The sequence below is a fragment of the Methylobacterium sp. D54C genome (assembly GCF_053345595.1).
Map to the genome: position 1 here is coordinate 1 of NZ_JBKFAK010000045.1, position 16,743 is coordinate 16,743.

The following is a 16,743-nucleotide window of genomic DNA, read 5'->3' on the forward strand; positions in this document are numbered from 1 at the left end:
CGCACGGTGGCGAGGAAGCGGCCCACCTCGGCGGTGAGATGCTCGGACTGGCGTGCCAGTTCGGAACTCGAGGCCAGTACCTGCGAGGCGGCCGCCCCGGTGTCCTCGGACGCCCGCGCCACACCGGTGATGTTGGCCGTCACCTCGCTCGTGCCGGTCGAGGCCTGCGCCACGTTGCGCACGATCTCCTGCGTCGCCGCGCCCTGCTCCTCCACCGCCGCCGCGATCGCCGCCGCCGCCGTGTTGATCTCGCGGATCTGACCCGTGATGGCGTCGATCGCCGTCACCGCGTCGCCGGTCGCCCCCTGCACCCGGCTGATCTGCTCGGCGATCTCGTCGGTCGCCCGCGCCGTCTAGCTCGCCAATTCCTTCACTTCGGTCGCCACCACGGCAAAGCCCCGGCCCGCCTCGCCGGCGCGCGCCGCCTCGATCGTGGCGTTGAGCGCCAAGAGGTTGGTCTGCGAGGCGATGTTCGAGATCAGCCCGACCACGTCGCCGATCCGGGCGACCACACTGCTGAGTTCCTGCACGAGGTGCGCCGTCCGGCCTGCGTCGTCCATCGCCCGCTGGGCCATGGCTGCCGATCCCTGCACCTGGCGCCCGATCTCCTGAACCGAGGCACCGAGTTCCTCGGCCGCCGCCGCAACGGTGCCCACGTTCGAGGCCGCCTCCTCGGCCGCCGCCGCCACCGTGGTCGACTGGCTCGCGGTCTCGGTCGCGGTGGCCGTCATCTGCCGGGCTGTCCTCTGCAACTCGGTCGCAGCCGACGAAACCTGCCCGACGATGCCGCCGACTGCCGCCTCGAACGCGTCGGCCATCTGCCGCATGCCGGCCTTGCGCTGCTCCTCGGCCGAGGCCCGCGCCAGCTCCGTCTCCTCCTCCAGTTGCCGGGTGCGGATCAGGTTGTCCTTGAACACCTGGACCGCCTTGGCCATCGCGCCGACTTCCTCGCGCCGATCCTGGAACGGTACGATCGTTCCGGTATCCCCCTCCGCCAGGCGACCCATCCGCACCGTCATCTGGCGGATCGGAGACGAGATGGCACCATTCAGCAAGAGGAGGCCGAGGCCGGCGACGCCGAGCATGGCGAACAGACCGAGGACGACCGCGTGGCGGGAGCGGTCACGGCCCGGGCTTCCAGAAGGGAACGCTCGATCCGGGCGATCTCGGTCGCCGTGGCGCGCAGACCGTCCATGGCCGCCTTGCCGGCACCCGAGGCCTCCATCTGCCGGGCCTGTCGCCGCGTCTGCTCGTCCCGCATCAGCGCGATCTCAGGCTCGGCGACCCTGGTGCGCCACTCCTGCGCCCGCTGGTCGAGTTCGCCCAGGCGCCGCAACTGGTCCGGATTGTCGGCCACGAGGCTGCGGGCTCTGGCGAGAGCCGCCGCATAGGCCTCGCCGCCGGCCTTGTAGGGTTCGAGGAACTTGGCATCGCCGGCCAGCAGGTATCCGCGCAGACCCGTCTCCTGATTGACCATGGTGGTCGTCAGGGCTTCGACCTGCTCGAGCACCTGATAGGTGTGATCCCGCCACCGGTTCGTCTCCTCGATCGTCGCGAGGCTGTGCCAGCTCACGAGGGAGGTCAGTCCGACGGCACCGATCATCACGGCGAACACGGCCGTGAGCTTCGTGAGGATGCGAAGATTGGCAAGAACGCGCATGGATGTCCCGGAAGAGAGCGACTCCGCGTCCGCGCGGATGTTAGCATGTCTGAGTTGTACGGAGATGGTTAATTTTGCGATAAACCCGATATGTGCTGCATGCAACTAGAAATTAAAATTGAAAAACTTATTGTATCCAGCGCGATTAACCCAGAGATCGCAGCCTTGATATCATCAAGGATGACTATGACCGCAGCTCTCGTGACATTGCCGGCCCCGAATGTCCGGCTTCACAACCTGCTCGTCACATCTGTCCGCGGACTGCGGTGTTGCGCAGCGATGAGATCCGATAATCATAATGCCGAGTTGCAGAAATTTTTGCGATATCTGCCTCCAGGACCGAGCGCATCTTCGAACTTCGATCTCGTTGCAAATCTCATGATGAATCTAGCGCACAACAGCAACGTATTGACCAAATTTGCGACTCCGCTGCCGATCCGCCGCCGATCGTGGTCATCGTCTCCGAGGGAATCGTTCTCTAAGCCCTTGGTTCGTTAGACGAACTTGCAACGCGTTCGCGAAAAATCGACGACACCTGAGCAGCACACCTCAAGAACATTCCCGATCCTCGCCTCGACGTAACGTAAGCCGCAGATCAGAAAAGAGTGACGAAGGTCGGCGATGCGGCGCAGCTGCTCTCGACCAGCGCAGTCCCAGACCAACCTGCTGGCGCTCAATGCGACGATCGGGGCTGCCCGTGCGGGAGAGGTCGGGCGCGGTCTCGCCGTGGTCGCCGCCGAGGCGAAGGAGTTGGCCGACCAGACGGCACGGGTGACGGTGCAGATTGCCTATCGGATCAGCCATATCCTGGCTATGACAGGGCAAGCGTCGGCGCGATCGGCGCGATCACCGTGCGCATCGAGGAGATCAACACGGTTGCGCCGACGATCGCGGCGGCCGTCGAGGAGCCTGGCGCCGCAGCGCAGGAGATCGTGCGCAATGTGGCCGAGGCAACCACCGGTACCACGGAAGTGCCGAGCAACATCGCGGGCGCGGCGCAAGGCCTCAAGGGAAACGGGCGCGCCACCAATGGCTCCAGCATCCTGCGGATCGCCTGAGAGCACGGTGTTTTGTGGCAGCAACGCCAGGCCGCGCCGACGACTGCCACACGATCCCGGTCCTGGTCGGCGGGCCCGCCTGTGCACTTGCCGGCATCGCTGCTGGCCGAGAACCCGGTCGCGCGATAGCAGCCTTTCTGATGGCGGGTCTCGTCGGCGTGCCGTGGAACCCGGCCCCAGTCCACTGGCGAACACCGTCCGGACCGCCGTCATCACCGCTGGCTCACCTTCGGCGCCGGGCTCGACGGCGGCGTGATCGCGACGGGGCACGGTCGCTCCGGGCCGGGTTCGGTCTCGGAGTGCTCGGTCGGTTCAGCCTTGCGCCTCATCGTCTGCGCGATGGCTGAAGATCTCAAGGACACGTCCATGAGGCTGAGGGCGGCATGAGAGCGGCGGTAAGCTGATATCCATCCTGTCCATCAGTGGCCGTGGTCTGGCTGACATGCACCCGCATTGCACGGCCGCTCGGTGGATCTGCGGATCGCGGTGAGGAGTTCGGTCTCCGCATAAGGCTTGCGGAGGAAGACCGCGCCCTCGGGTACATCACCTGGCACCGGCGCGACTTTGCCCGAGGTCATGACGATGCCGATGCCCGGCCAGCGGCGATGAACGCAGGCTGCCAGCGTGATCCCATCGAAGCCCTGAGGCATGTCGATATCAGTCAGCACGATACGAATACCGAGCGCCTCCTCCAGCATCACCATGGCCCCCGGTCCCGAAGTTGCTTCGACCGTCGCGTAGCCAGCGTCATGAAGCAAGATGACTGCAGCCATGCGGACGATGTTCTCGTCCTCGACGACCAGCACCACCGGCTGACCCAGCCCCGGCTGCCCCGTGATCGTATTATCTCTGGGCACACCTCTCAGGTCCGCAGCAATGCCGATATCGGCCCGAGCACACCCCTCTGCAGGCAGCATGCTTCATCCCTCCACGGGTCCGCGACTTGGGTATGAACCGCGCGACGTTTGGCGGGCCTGCAACGTCGTTGACGACACTATGGGACGATGGTCATGCCGGCTCAAGCATCGCGACGCCTCGTTCCCTTGCGACAATGGCATAGCTCGCATGAGTTTTCCTCAGCGTTGCCGGATGGGACCAATGGGGCCTCTCGCCGTCATCGCGGCCTCGGCCGGCAGCCTCGACCCTCCGATCCAGATCATTCGCCGTATTGCCGGTTCCCTGTCGCGCATCCGTGCTCGTGGTCCGGCAGATCGGCGCCCACCCAAGCCACCTGCCGGACATCTTGGTCGGACACACCTTCGCTCCCCGGCGCATTGGCGCGCCACGAAGAGAGCATTGTGCCGAGCCGCGTCGTGGTCGCACCGCCCGACCATCGCATCCGAGGAGCAGGGCGCAATCGAGCTGGATCACGGTCTCGAGGTCCATCACACGCGTCGCGCCGCCGACCCGCTGTTCATCTCCGCGGCCGAAAGCGGCGGCGGGTCGTGGGAATCGTGCTCAGCGGGGGCGACGGGGACGGTGCCGAGGGACTGACGGCCATCAGGGCCCATGGAGGTCTGGCCTTCGTGCCGGACCCTGTGGAGGCGCATGTCCCCGCAATGCCCTGGTCTGCGATCAGGCGCGATCATCCCGATGCGCCTCTCACCGCGGAGCAGCGTGCCGAACGCGTGGCGGCCTCGTGCATGCGGGGCGTTGAGAACGGTCCGGATCTGTGCTGCTGGACAAAAGCCCCGCCTCCGTGAGGCGGGGCCATGCTGCTCCGGGCGATAACGGAAAGCTAGGCGGCGCGCACGGTGGCAAGGAAGCGGCCGACCTCGGCGCCGAGATGCTCGGATTGCCGCGACATCTCCGAGGCCGCCGACAGAACCTGGCTGGCGGCCGCCCCCGTCTCCTCCGAGGCCTGCGCCACGCCCGCGATGTTGCCCGTCACCTCGCTCGTGCCGGCCGAGGCCTGCGCCACGTTGCGCACGATCTCCTGCGTGGCTGCACCCTGCTGCTCGACCGCCGCCGCGATCGACGTCGCCACGGTGTCGATCTCCCGGATCCGCCCCGTGATCCCGCCGATCGCCGCGACCGCCTGGCCGGTCACCGCCTGGATCTGACCGATCTGCCGGCCGATCTCCTCGGTCGCCTTGGCGGTCTGCTCGGCCAGCGCCTTCACCTCGGAGGCCACCACCGCAAAGCCGCGGCCCGCAGCCCCCGCGCGGGCCGCCTCGATCGTGGCGTTCAAGGCCAGCAGGTTGGTCTGGCCGGCGATCCCTGAGATCATCCCGACCATGTCGCCGATCCGGGCCGAGGTGGCCTGCAGCGCCTGCACCAGGGCGGCCGTCTGGTCGGCCTCGCCCACCGCGGCCTGGGCGAGATGGGCCGAGCCGGAGACCTGCCGGCCGATCTCAAGCACCGACGAGCCGAGTTCCTCGGCGGCCGCCGCCACCGTGTTGACGTTGGTCGACGCCTCCTCGGCGGCCGCCGCCACGCTGGTGGACTGCGCGGCGGTCTCCTGGGCGGTGGCGGTCATCTGCTGGGCGGTGGCCTGGAGTTCGGTGGCAGACGACGAGACCAGGCCGATGATGCCGCCAACCGCGGCCTCGAAGCTGTCCGCCATCTGCCGCATGCCGGCCTTGCGTTGCTCCTCGGCAGCCAGCCGCGCCTGCGCCGTCTCGGTCTCGAGCTGGCGGGTGCGGACCAGGTTGTCCTTGAAGACCTGGACCGAACCGGCCATCGCGCCGATCTCGTCACGCCGCGTCCGGAAGGGGATCTCGAAGCCCGCGTCGCCGTCGGCGAGCCGCGTCATGACCCCGGTCATGATCAGGAGCGGGTTGGCGACGCCGCGGATCACCCAGAACACCCCGCCGCCGACGATCGCCAGGGCGATGCAGCAGAGGAGCCCCTGCCAGAGGAACGACCGTTCGGCTTCTGCGGCCAAGGCTTCCGCCTTGGCATCGAGCTCGCTGACGGCCGTCAGGACGATCTCTCCGAGAAGGTCGAGCCCGACGTTGAACTGCGCCCGGCTGGCCGCCAGCGCCGGGCGGGGCAGCGAGCGATCCGAGAGAGCCGGCAGCAGGGTACGGGTGCGCTCGGCCAGCACGCCGTCGAAGTAGCCGACCTGCGCGGCCTTGGACCGCCGCCTTGAGCGGCTGCGCACCATCCAGGTTCTCCGTGATGGTCCGCACGATCCCCGAGATGAAGGCGGTCTCCCGTGTGAGCGCGCGGTACTCGACGAGTTGCTCGGGGGTGATCGTCCGGTCTTCGGCGAGGACCGCGTTGACGACCAAACCCGCGTTCCCCGCCGTGGTCCGGACCGCCCAGGCAAGTTCCCGAACGCGAAGCAGATTGGACAGGCGAGGCTCCATCCGCCGGAGGCGTGTGTCCGTTGCGGCGACGAGCGTCTCCAGGGCGTTCAGGAGGTCGGCCGCCTGATCGTTCACCTTGCGGGCCAGCCCGCGGTCGCGGCCGGCGACGGCTCCGGCAAGGGCAGCGTCGAGGTCACCGCGCGTGCGGTTCCAGCGCTCGAACCGCTCGGTGACGGGACGCAGGTCGAGGGCCGCTTCAGCCGCAAGGGTGGTCGCGAACATCTCAGTGGCGGACGCCATCGTGTCGTTCACCACCTTCCGTCTCGCGGCGAGATCCGCGAGGTTGCCGGCGAGGTTCGCGGGCTCGAGGGCCAGGGCCGAGACGGCCGCGCCGCGCTCGTAGCGCAAGCTCTGCAGGCCCCGCGTCAGGGCAGCGTCCAGCCGTGCGAGCTGCTGACTGTACTCGGCCTTCCCCCGGTCGTTCCACGCGGTGAGAACATTGAGACCGGCGAAGGTGACAACGGTGAGGCCGAGGAGCGTGATGATGCCGATGAGGCGAAGCTTGATGATCATGGTGATCTGCCTGTGGCAAGAGGCCACGTCGACAGGATATGCACGATGATTGACTAAAAAATTATAGAGTCGCGCGACAAAAATACCTGTCACGGCCACCCATCACGAATTGTAGACAATGTCGAATTGAAGAAATCTTGCTTTCTAGCTTGCGTCGAATATCAGTTAAATCCGGACACGCGCGATGAATTGGTAGAAACGTCGCACCCAATACCATTAGAATGGCAGAGTCTGACATCTGTGACTCACCGGCTTACTTGCAGCCAACCTCGACTTGATCAAAACCAGCACGGCCCGGATGACCGAGAATCCCGGAATGGCTCGCCTCGCGTCAAGACATCAGGCTACTTGGCGGTGATGGAGGGACTGGCCCGGTTCAAGCGGGCCACGAGCGCCGCGTCCCTCTCGCTCGGCACGGGCCTCCCGAAGAAGTAGCCCTGCACCTCGCTGCAGCCCTCCTGCAGGACGCGGCTCAGGTGCTGCTGCGTCTCGACACCCTCGGCCACCGTGACGACGCCCAGGCGCTTGCCGAGATCGGCGATCGCCCGGACCACGGCCGCGCATTCGGGCCGGCTGACCGCATCCTTCACGAACGAGCCGTCGATCTTGATCTTGTCGAACGGAAAGGCGGTCAGATGCGTCAGGGAGGAGTAGCCGGTGCCGAAATCGTCGAGGGCGACGCGCACACCGATGTCGCGCAGCCGCCTCAGGTCGCCGACGCCGCTGTGCACGTCGTCGAGCATCGCCGTCTCAGTCACCTCGATCTCCAGGCGGTCGGGCGACAGGCCCGAGACCAACAAGGCGGACAGGATGTCTTTCGCGATCCGCCCCTTCCCGAGTTGAGCCGCGGAGACGTTGACGGCCACGCGAGCGCCGTCCGGCCACGTGACGGCCTCCCGACAGGCCGTCTCGAGCACGAAGCAACCGAGCCGGTCGATCAGGCCGCTCTGCTCGGCGACCGGGATGAATTCGGCCGGCGGGATCCAGCCCCGCACCGGGTGATGCCAGCGCACGAGCGCCTCCCGGGCCGTCACCGTGTTCAGGGCCGGATCGACGATCGGCTGGTAGAAGACGAACAGGCCTTCGCCGGTATCAAGGGCAGCCTGGAGCTTGGCCTCTAGACGGACCCGCTCCTGGATCCGGTGCTCCATGTCGCTGCAGAAGACCCTGTAGGTGCCCTTGCCGGCGTTCTTGGCGGCGTAGAGCGCGATGTCGGCACGGGCCAGCAGCAGGTCGCTCGTCGTGCCGTGCGCTGGCGCATGGGCGATCCCGATCGAGGCGCCAATCTGCGCCGTGCGGCCGTGGTCCAGCACGTAAGGGGATGTCAGGGCACGGATCGTCCTCACCGCGAGATCCTCGACCCCGGGCAGGTCGGTGCCGGGAACCAGGACGGCGAACTCGTCCCCGCCCAGGCGTCCGATCACGATGCCGGGATCATGATGGCGACACACCTCGCGCAGGCGCTCGGCGACCTTGCACAGCAGCCTGTCGCCAAGTTGGTGGCCGCCCGTGTCGTTGACCAGCTTGAAGCCGTCGAGGTCGATGAACAGGAGGCTCGCGTTCCGATCCATCGCGCCGAGGCTGGTTCGCAGTCCCTCCTGGAACGTGACGCGGTTCGCCAGTCCGGTCAGGGTGTCGTAGTGGGCCAACTGCCGGATGCGACGCTCGGCTTCCACCTCCTTGGTGACGATGGCCCAGGTCAGCATCGGGCCGAGATAGCTACCGTCGTCGGCCGTGATCGCCGAGACCTTCAGGTCGAGAACCTCCAACCCGAGATTGATGCGGGCATTGTGCGGGAGGTTCCTGGGATCGGACAGGACGCCGCGCTGGTGGCCGGGATGGCGGTGGAACACGTCGACCGAGGAGCCGACGAGCGCGTCGGCCTTGAGCGGCAGCAGATGCTCGATGCTGCGGATCAGGGACTTGGAGGTTTCGTTGGCGTAGGTGATGACGAACGTCTCGGGATCGACCGTCATCACGGCGACGGGCATGTCGTCGATCATGCGCAAGAGGCGTTGCCGATGATCGGTCTGCCCTGAGGTGTCGGGACACAAGCCAATGCTCGACAAGTGTCTGGAGGATTGCGGCATCACACCATCCGCCCGGCAGTCCATGCAACTCCACGATGCATGTCGCCGGGTGATGCATGTTAGGACAAGAGTATTAACATATGCATACTGTCGGATTTACCGGTGGTTGTCTCGGATGCAGCCTCACCGATGAACTATTTTCCGTCACCCGGCGAAAGGGCTCCTGATTCCGGCAAGCCCGACAAGCCACCGGGATCCGGCTGGGGAAAGCTGGATGCGCCGCGCGCAAGGTCGATCAGCTTGCCTTGAGGAATGTCTCGACGCTCTGGGTGAGGCCAGCCGGGTAATCCGCGAGTTGCTCCGAGATCCGACGGACGTCCTCCGCGAGCCTGCCGGTCGCTCCGGCGGCCGAGGAGACGCCGTGGATGCTGCCTGCCATCTCCTGGGACGAGGCCGCCTGCTCCTCGACCGCACCCGCCATGGCGAGCGTCAGTGTCGACAGTTCGTCGACCGCAGCCGTGATCGTGCCGATCGCCGAGACCGCGTCCCGCGTGGTGTCCTGAATGGCCTGGACCTGCCGGGTGATCTCCTCGGTCGCCCGGGCCGTCTGGCCGGCGAGTTCCTTCACCTCGGCGGCCACGACCGCAAAGCCGCGACCGGCGGCGCCCGCGCGTGCCGCCTCGATCGTCGCGTTGAGGGCGAGCAGGTTGGTCTTATCAGCGATCGACTTGATCATGCCGACCACCGCGTCGATCCGGCCGGCGTTCTCGGCGAGGAGCCGCACCGTGCCGCCGGTCGCACTGGCCTGGTCGGCGATCTGGTTCGCCCGGTCGGAGACCCGACCGACCTGGCTCGAGATCTCCCGGATGGAACCGGCCATCTGCTCGGAGCCGGCGGCGGCCGAGGCCGCAAGCCCACTCGATTGATCGGCCGAGGTGGTGAGACCCGTCGCCGAGGTCTGCATCTCCTCGATCGCCCGAGTGAGCGCCTCGACGACACGCCGGACTTCCGCGACCATCGCGACCTGAGACGTCACCACGGCCCAGGTCAGCATCGGGCCAACGTAGCGTCCGTCCGCATCGTGGATCGCGCAGACCTTGAGATCGAGCGTCTCGGGCCCGACCTTGATCGTGGCGCGATGCGGCAGGCGACTGGCGTCGGCGAGCATCCTGCGTTGATGCCCGGGATCCTTGTGGAAGATATCGAAGGACTTCCCGATCAGGTCCGTGGCCTCGACAGGCAGGTGCTCCTCGATCGTCGCCAGGGTCGCGACGGAGGTTTTGTTGACGAAATTTATCTTGAAGCCGTCGTTCGGATCGGCAGTCATCACGCCGACGGGAACCTCGTCGATCATCGCCGCCTGCTTGAAACTGTCGTTTTTCCTTTTCGTGATGTCCGAGGCAAATTTGACGATCTTGTGTGGCTGCCCGTCCCGCCCCACCACGACGCTGTACGTGACATCCAGCCAAACGCGATGACCGTGCTTTCCGACACGCGAGACTTCGCCGGAAGCGCATTCACCGATCGCCAGCTTCTTCCAGAAACCCACAACCTCGGCCTCCGAATCGATCGATGTGCCGAAGAGGAGGCGATGATGCTTCCCCTTGATGTCACCCAGATCGTATCCGGTGATCCTGAGGAAGTTGTCGTTCGCGGTCAGGATCGTGCCATCCATGGCGAACTCAATGACGGCAAACGAGCGGCTGAGAGCCGAGAGAACTGCGCGGTCCTCACTGAAACGCTGGCGACCAAGCATCGTTTGCCCTGCCGATCTGGATGAACATGCGGCAAATTAGCCCGTAGTGATTTATGAAATATGAATCGAGTTCTAGGGAAGGCGAGACGACGAAAACGATCGTAGGTTGAATTGAACCGCCGAGACTGCATCAAGCATGACGCCAGCCGCGAATTGCGGTAGCGATCGTCGGCCGTGACCTCGCACGCGATCTAGGGCGGCAGCACCACGGGCTGATCCTCCCGTGCCATCTCGATCTCGGCCAGGATCAGGCCGTCGAGGGCACCGCCGAACACGTCGACATCCCAGATCGCGCCGGCGTGTTCGACACGATAGCGGTTCTTCTGGAGACGCGGCGTCGCCGGCATGGAGGCGAGGGGCGCCCGGCCGAAGGCGAGCGGCACTTCCATCTCGAATTCCTCGCGGACAGCGCCGCGCTCACGCCCCTTTCAGGTCAGGAACGCACGACGGCCGGCGCAGCGAATGCGCAGCGTGTTGCGGGTGTCCGTGTAGAGGTAGCCTTGCACGATCCGCGTGCCGGATTGGCAGAGCGCCAGGACGTCGGGACTGGCGAGGAACCTGCGCTCGATCTCAAGGGCCATGTGCCGTTCGCGTTGCTCGGTGGATCAGGAAACCGATGTGTGTCCAAACGCCACGGTGGCCGCGCAGTAGCAGCGTGCCGTAGCGAAACCAGCGTGAGTTCGCGCCGAGCCGCGAACCGGCCGGAGAGACCGCAAGAACGGCCGAGCCGCTAGCCCGCAAGCTCGTTCGGCGACTGTCTTCCGCGACAGCGGACGCGCCCTCGTCGATGCGAGGGGTCGAAGCGGATGGCGGCCGAACGACTCGATTGTTCGGAACTTCCGAGAGGGTGCTTTTACCGTTTCCGGGTATCCCTCCGGACCTCGACAGGGAATGGGCATGCCGGCAGCCGTCATCCAGCGCGTCTTCGGTCTCGGCAACGATATGATCGTCGACCGTTGGCTTCACTTGGCCGCGCCGGTGCAGGCTCGCTACGATGCGGAGCACGCAGCGGACCGCTCGATCGAACTGCGGTCGGCAATCCTGACCGGTATCATTTTCTATAATATCTACAATATCACCAGCATCGTGCTGCTGCCGGATATATTTGAGTTATCGGCACTGCTGCGGCTGGGCATGGTCACGCCTGTCTCGCTCGGGCTCTTCTGTTTGGTCGGCCGTACGACGCCGGTCTGGACCGAGCGCCTGGTGACGTTCGGTATCCTCAACGTCTATCTCGTGCCGGTCTTCCTATTCTGGGCGGCGAGCACACCAATGGGTCTCTTCACCTTCGGTGAGCTGTTCCTCGCCGTCGTCTACGCCAACATGCTCCTGACGCTGCGCTTCCATTATGCGGTCGCCTTCACGGTGACCGCCCTGGCGGCAACCCTGGTGGTGGTGGTGACCAAAGCGGGGCTGGCTCCCTCTCTCATGTTCGCGTTTTCCGTGCAGATCGCGACCGCTTGCGCGTTCAGCCTCTACGCCAACTACCGTCACGAGCAGCGCCGATGCCTGGACTACGTCCGCGCGTTGGGCGCCAGGCTCCGGGCCGACGAAGCCGAACAGGCACGCCGCGAGTTTCAGGATCTGTCGCAGACCGATGCGCTGACCGGGCTGCCGAACCGGCGCCATCTGATGAGCCGCCTCGAGGAATGGCTGCCGCTCTCCGATGCGCCGGTGGTGATGATGATCGATATCGATCACTTCAAACTCTACAACGATGCGCTCGGGCACTCGGCGGGCGATGAGTGTCTGCGGCGCGTGGCAGGCGTCTTCGCGTCGATCGTGGCACGGGACGACGATGTCTTCTGCGCCCGCTACGGCGGCGAGGAGTTCACGTTCGTCATTCGCAGCGCCAGCGAGATCGAGGCGGCAAAATGGGCAAAGACGCTCGTGCACGCCGTCGCGGCGCTCGAGATCGCCCATCCGGCGCGCTTCGACGGCATCGGCATCGTCACGATCAGCGTCGGCGTGGCGAGAGGTTCGGACAGGACCACCTGGCTTCCCGCCGATCTGATCGCCGCCGCGGACCACAACCTGTACACCGCCAAGAAGCGCGGCCGGAACGGCGTCGTCTTGGGACACAACGCGCGCGATCTCCGGCAGGGCCATGACAGCCTTCCCGGCATCGCCTGAAAAACCAGGCACGATCTGATCGACGCCGATCCGGTGCGCTCGGTGCTTCCGAGGATCGTGCGGATGCCGGAGGTGGGCTCAGAACCAAACCGGAGCCGCCGCCAGCAGCTCCGGCGTCGCAATCTTACGGAGGCAGCCGACAGATCCGATGGACTTGCAGACCCACTACATCCTGTCGGCGACGACCGCTCTGATGATCGGCTCGGTCCAGACCGCCGCCTACCTCACCGGCCGCTTCGGCCGCTGGCCGCTCTGGTGGGGACCGAGCAACGCCCTCTACGGCGCCTCGACCATCGCCATCGCGCTCGCTCCCACCTGTCCGATCACCGTGATGGTCGCCAATGTGGGGACCATTGCGGCGTGGCTCCTGCTTCTGGGCGGCGTGCGCGCCTTCGGCGGACGGGCGCTCCCGGGCTGGAGCATCGTCGCGGCCCTCGGGGGCATTGCCTTGGCGATCTCCTTGCGCGCGCCGGTCGATTTCGGCCTGCGGCTGCCATTGATATCCGGGCTCGCCGCAGCCTTCGATCTCGCCATAGCCTGTGAGGCTGTCCGCCTGGCGCGGCGCGAGGATCTGCGATCGGGCTGGATCATGGCTGCGCTGTTCGGGATCAGCGCGGTAATGATGCTCGTCCGCGCAGGTCTGGTCCTGGCCGACCCTGGCCGGATCTCCCTGTTCGGACAGGGCTCGGTCGCCGAAGCGCTGCTCGTCGTCCCGGTGACCGCCCTGCTCATCCTCCGCGATACGATCCTGGTTCTCCTCGCGGCGGAGCGCAATCACGTCGACATGGCGGCCATTGCTTATCGGGATCCGCTCACCGCAGCCTTGAGCCGCCGAGGGTTTCGTCAGGCGAAGGAAATGCTGTTGCGGCACACCGCGAACCATCCGGTCCGCGCGGCCGTCCTCGTCATCGACGTCGACCACTTCAAGCACTTCAACGATCGCTGCGGCCACGCCGTCGGCGATGCGCTCCTTTGCGCCGTCGCGAACGCGGCGCACCGGGTCGCGCCGCGCGGCGGTCTCGTGTCTCGTTGGGGGGGTGACGAGTTCGTCGTGCTCCTGCCCGGAACGAGCGGATCCGACGCAGTCGGCGTGGCGAACGCCCTCACCGAGGCCTTCATGGAGGAGGCTCGGGCGACGGAGACGGCAGGCGTCAGGCCGACATTGAGCATCGGTGTCGCCGAAGGGCCGCTGGATGCGGACCGGTTGCCGGAACTGCTCAAGCTCGCCGACCAAGCCTTGTACGCGGTGAAGGGCCAGGGGCGCGCTGGCGTCCGCTTGGCGGCGGCGGCGTCGGTCTCGTCGACGCGCCCGCCCACGGGTGCCTTCGTGAAGGCGTCCGGCATGACCGCGTAGGGTGCGGCTTCTGCGCTGCGCTTCAGTATGAGGGCACCCTATCGACCCGATACGAACGGCCGGCTCGGATCGTCCCTCGGTCGGCCCCGAAGGAGTATGCCTTCGAGGCGAAGACGTCGCAGCGATCCCAGTTCCAAAGGGGGCAGGACGCCCATCTCAGCCATACCGGCCTCACGCGGCACGAACGGTGGCGAGGAAGTGGTCGACTTCGGCCGAGAGATGCTCGGACTGCCGCGACAACTCCGAAGCGGACGCGAGCACCTGAGAGGCTGCGGCCCCGGTCTCCTCCGAGGCCTGCGCCACGCCGGTGATGTTGCTCGTCACCTCGGCCGCCCCTGCCGAGGCTTGCGCCACATTGCGCACGATCTCCTGCGTCGCGGCACCCTGCTCCTCCAATGCCGCGGCGATGCCGGCGGCAACCGCGTTGATCTCGCGGATCCGTCCGGCGATGCCGTCAATCGCGGCAACGGCCTGCCCGGTCACGCCCTGGATCTGGCCGATGCGCTGTCCGATTTCCTCGGTCGCCCGCGCCTCTGGTCGGCGAGTTGCTTGACCTCGGCGGCCACCACCGCGAAGCCGCGACCCGCCTCGCCGGCTCGAGCCGCCTCGATCGTGGCGTTGAGCGCCAGAAGGTTGGTCTGAGCGGCAATGTTCGCGATCATCCCGACCATCGCGCCGATCTGTTCGGCCGACCGGCTGAGTTCGCCGACGAGCCGCGTGGTCTCGTTGGCGGCGCCCTCCGCCTGCTGGGCGAGGGTCGAGGAGCCGGATACCTGCCGGCTGATCTCGTGAACCGAGACGCCGAGTTCCTCCGCCGCCGCAGCGACGGTCTGGACGTTGACCGAGGCCTCCTCGGCCGCGCTGGCGACCGTGACGGTTTGGCGCGCGGTCTCGGTCGCGGTGCCGGACATGCTCTGGGCGGTCGCCTGCAACTCGGTCGCCGCCGCGGTCACGGTGCCGACAATCCCGCTGACCGCCGCCTCGAAGCTGTCGGCCAACTGGCGCATGGTGGCCTTGCGCTGCTCCTCGGCCGAGGCACGGGCCAGCACCGTCTCCTCCTCGAGCTGGCGGGTCCGGATCAGGTTGTCCTTGAACACCTGCACGGCGGCCGCCATCGCGCCGATCTCGTCCTCACGCCGACGATAGGGAATGGAGACGGTCGTGTCCCCGGTCGCGAGCGCACTCATCGTTCCGGTGATACCGACGATGGGGCGGGAAATGCGCATGAACCCGAACAGAGCCGCCCCGACCGCCGCCAGCAGTGCCAGGACCACCGCGACGATGGCGGTGTACGAGGCGGTATCCGCGCTCGCCACCGCGGCATCGGCATCCCGTTGCGCGCCGTTGCGATTGACGAGGATGGCTTCGACGAGAACCTCGTTGGCCTCGGTGTAGAGTTTGAGGAGGTCCGGCCCGACGAGTTGCTCCATTGCCTCGTCGCGGCGACCCGCTTCCATCAGGCCGAGCAGATGCTGGCTCGCGGTCTCGTAACGGGACCATAGTCGGGAGAACCGGTCGTAGAGGACACGTTCCTCGGACGAGGAGATCATCGGCTCGTAGCGTCTGCGGGCATCCGCCATGGCGGCGACGGCCTTGTCGTAGAGCTGCCGATTGGTCGCGAGGCTGGTCCGATCCGTCGACGTGGTGACGATCCGGTACTGCCGCAGCCGTATCTGGCCACCGGCGACGTTCATTTCGTTGACCGTGGCGACGGAAGGCAGCCAATTCTTGGCGACCTCGTTTATGCCGCTGCGGATCGAGGAGAGTTCGACGAGGGAAACGCCGCCTTGCCCGGCCGTAATCAGGGCGACCCCACCGAAGAGGGCGACGAGCGTGACTTTGAGCGAGATGCGCATGGGGATCGATGGCGCGTCGAGAGGCCAAGCGGTCCGCCGCGCACGGGCCGATCAGGTCGGAAGACAACCCACAAACCACATATGATGGTTAAATAAACGTTTATCTCAGCCTATAACCCAAGGTAGTATTGTTATTGACGAACTACAACACAACTGAGAGTTCGAAAATTTGGAGAAAATTTTGAACGGGTTGACGAAAATGTGTCCGTCACCTTCCTACACATCACCTAAAGAGTGCGGGTGGGATCGGCAATCCATGCGGGGAAATGCCTTTTCAAGGCAATGCGGTCGCGATCCTGTGATCTGAAAGTGGATAATCGAGCCCGAAACTGCCCCCCTCTATTCAAATAAACGTGAATCAACCCATTTTGAAAGGAGCCCCTATCGGGGGAGTACGGAGACGAACAGGGCACCTGACCGCACCGCGATTCCTCGCACGCGCAACTGCGGGATCGCCTCATCAGGCCCGGCTGGTCGGGACCTGCAGGGCGACGGAGCCGCCATAGTACCCGAACGCCCGGCGTAATAGCCGGGACAGCCGCCGGGACCGGCGGACGGTAGGCCGGCATCGGCGGAGAGCGATCGGCGCGAACCCTGGACCGACCAGGGGAAGGGCGGCAGGCCTGCGCGGCCCGATCCGATCGACGGAGAGGCTCTGCCGATGCAGGCCGCCATCGTCCCGCGACGGCTCGGGTGCCTGCCAGCTTTGCCGGGCAGGAAGCGGGAAGGAGAGCCGTGTGCATCGAAAGGTGCCTGCACGGTTCGGGGAGGGGCGCAGGGGTGTCCTCCGCCAGAGGCGACCCGCGCCTACTCTACCGAAACCCGGCACGGGGTTCGGAGAGCGAAGCGAGTAGGGCACGGTCCCGTAGGGACGCGCCCCGGATGGCAGCCACCGATCCCGCGACCAAAGTCGGATGCCCTCCAACATACGGATATCGCCAGCGAAACCGGCGCGGGCAGTTCACAAAAACAAGCTTCTGTCAATCTAATATAATACAAGATTGCGCCTTTACGCTCCTTCCGCTGAACTACGGAAGCAGAATGACCCACAAAGAGATCATGCTGACGA

Annotated in this window: 10 protein-coding genes and 3 pseudogenes; 5 read left to right on the top strand and 8 right to left on the bottom strand. The window is 66.0% G+C overall.

Going from position 1 to position 16,743, the window contains the following annotated elements:
• Nucleotides 1–1,660, bottom strand: a pseudogene (locus tag ACLBYB_RS31275) (methyl-accepting chemotaxis protein); the annotation flags it as partial.
• 605 nt (nt 1,661–2,265) lie between these two features.
• Here ACLBYB_RS31275 and ACLBYB_RS31280 point away from each other — a divergent pair.
• Nucleotides 2,266–2,718: pseudogene (locus ACLBYB_RS31280) on the top strand (methyl-accepting chemotaxis protein); the annotation flags it as partial.
• A 419-nt stretch (nt 2,719–3,137) separates the two neighbouring features.
• Here ACLBYB_RS31280 and ACLBYB_RS31285 read toward each other — a convergent pair.
• Entirely contained in the window at nt 3,138–3,635 is a 498-nt protein-coding gene (locus ACLBYB_RS31285) for a response regulator (protein WP_447701160.1), read from the bottom strand.
• Nucleotides 3,636–3,728: 93 nt separating this feature from the next.
• Here ACLBYB_RS31285 and ACLBYB_RS31290 point away from each other — a divergent pair, with 93 nt between their 5' ends.
• Nucleotides 3,729–4,421, top strand: a complete 693-nt coding sequence (locus ACLBYB_RS31290; protein WP_447701169.1) for a chemotaxis protein CheB — start codon at nt 3,729–3,731, stop codon at nt 4,419–4,421.
• Between the two features lie 35 nt (nt 4,422–4,456).
• Here the strand turns inward: ACLBYB_RS31290 and ACLBYB_RS31295 are convergent, their stop codons facing one another.
• Nucleotides 4,457–5,827, bottom strand: a complete 1,371-nt coding sequence (locus ACLBYB_RS31295) for a methyl-accepting chemotaxis protein (protein WP_447701161.1) — start codon at nt 5,825–5,827, stop codon at nt 4,457–4,459.
• Here ACLBYB_RS31295 and ACLBYB_RS31300 point away from each other — a divergent pair.
• Nucleotides 5,796–6,602, top strand: a complete 807-nt coding sequence (locus tag ACLBYB_RS31300) for a hypothetical protein (protein WP_447701162.1) — start codon at nt 5,796–5,798, stop codon at nt 6,600–6,602. The two genes, ACLBYB_RS31295 and ACLBYB_RS31300, sit on opposite strands and share 32 nt — an antisense overlap.
• Before the next feature lie 287 nt (nt 6,603–6,889).
• Here the strand turns inward: ACLBYB_RS31300 and ACLBYB_RS31305 are convergent, their stop codons facing one another.
• The 4 genes from ACLBYB_RS31305 to ACLBYB_RS31320 form a co-directional block, all read right to left on the bottom strand.
• Nucleotides 6,890–8,536 carry a putative bifunctional diguanylate cyclase/phosphodiesterase gene (locus tag ACLBYB_RS31305; protein ID WP_447701163.1) on the bottom strand — a complete coding sequence of 549 codons (1,647 nt, stop codon included), beginning with the start codon at nt 8,534–8,536 and terminating at the stop codon, nt 6,890–6,892.
• 334 nt (nt 8,537–8,870) lie between these two features.
• Complete coding sequence (locus ACLBYB_RS31310; RefSeq protein WP_447701164.1) at nt 8,871–10,331, bottom strand: methyl-accepting chemotaxis protein; 1,461 nt, start codon at nt 10,329–10,331, stop codon at nt 8,871–8,873.
• Between the two features lie 191 nt (nt 10,332–10,522).
• A complete protein-coding gene (locus ACLBYB_RS31315) occupies nt 10,523–10,720 on the bottom strand; it encodes a hypothetical protein (RefSeq protein WP_447701165.1) in 198 nt (65 codons plus the stop codon).
• A gap of 39 nt (nt 10,721–10,759) precedes the next feature.
• The gene (locus ACLBYB_RS31320) at nt 10,760–10,912 is read right to left on the bottom strand and encodes a hypothetical protein (protein WP_447701166.1); all 153 of its coding nucleotides are present in this window, start codon (nt 10,910–10,912) and stop codon (nt 10,760–10,762) included.
• A gap of 316 nt (nt 10,913–11,228) precedes the next feature.
• On the opposite strand from ACLBYB_RS31320, the gene ACLBYB_RS31325 reads away from it, so the two are divergent.
• On the top strand, nt 11,229–12,464 hold the full coding sequence (locus ACLBYB_RS31325) for a GGDEF domain-containing protein (RefSeq protein ID WP_447701167.1): 1,236 nt from the start codon (nt 11,229–11,231) through the stop codon (nt 12,462–12,464).
• A gap of 148 nt (nt 12,465–12,612) precedes the next feature.
• A complete protein-coding gene (locus ACLBYB_RS31330; protein ID WP_447701168.1) occupies nt 12,613–13,818 on the top strand; it encodes a GGDEF domain-containing protein in 1,206 nt (401 codons plus the stop codon).
• A gap of 171 nt (nt 13,819–13,989) precedes the next feature.
• Here ACLBYB_RS31330 and ACLBYB_RS31335 read toward each other — a convergent pair.
• Nucleotides 13,990–15,674 (bottom strand): annotated as a pseudogene (locus ACLBYB_RS31335) (methyl-accepting chemotaxis protein).
• Nucleotides 15,675–16,743: the final 1,069 nt, after the last annotated feature.

Coding starts and splice junctions, on each gene's coding strand:
- ACLBYB_RS31285 (WP_447701160.1), bottom strand. CDS start 3,635: ATGCTGCCTGCAGAGGGGTGTGCTCGGGCCGATATCGGCATTGCTGCG.
- ACLBYB_RS31290 (WP_447701169.1), top strand. CDS start 3,729: ATGCCGGCTCAAGCATCGCGACGCCTCGTTCCCTTGCGACAATGGCAT.
- ACLBYB_RS31295 (WP_447701161.1), bottom strand. CDS start 5,827: ATGGTGCGCAGCCGCTCAAGGCGGCGGTCCAAGGCCGCGCAGGTCGGC.
- ACLBYB_RS31305 (WP_447701163.1), bottom strand. CDS start 8,536: ATGCCCGTCGCCGTGATGACGGTCGATCCCGAGACGTTCGTCATCACC.
- ACLBYB_RS31310 (WP_447701164.1), bottom strand. CDS start 10,331: ATGCTTGGTCGCCAGCGTTTCAGTGAGGACCGCGCAGTTCTCTCGGCT.
- ACLBYB_RS31315 (WP_447701165.1), bottom strand. CDS start 10,720: ATGGAAGTGCCGCTCGCCTTCGGCCGGGCGCCCCTCGCCTCCATGCCG.
- ACLBYB_RS31320 (WP_447701166.1), bottom strand. CDS start 10,912: ATGGCCCTTGAGATCGAGCGCAGGTTCCTCGCCAGTCCCGACGTCCTG.
- ACLBYB_RS31325 (WP_447701167.1), top strand. CDS start 11,229: ATGCCGGCAGCCGTCATCCAGCGCGTCTTCGGTCTCGGCAACGATATG.
- ACLBYB_RS31330 (WP_447701168.1), top strand. CDS start 12,613: ATGGACTTGCAGACCCACTACATCCTGTCGGCGACGACCGCTCTGATG.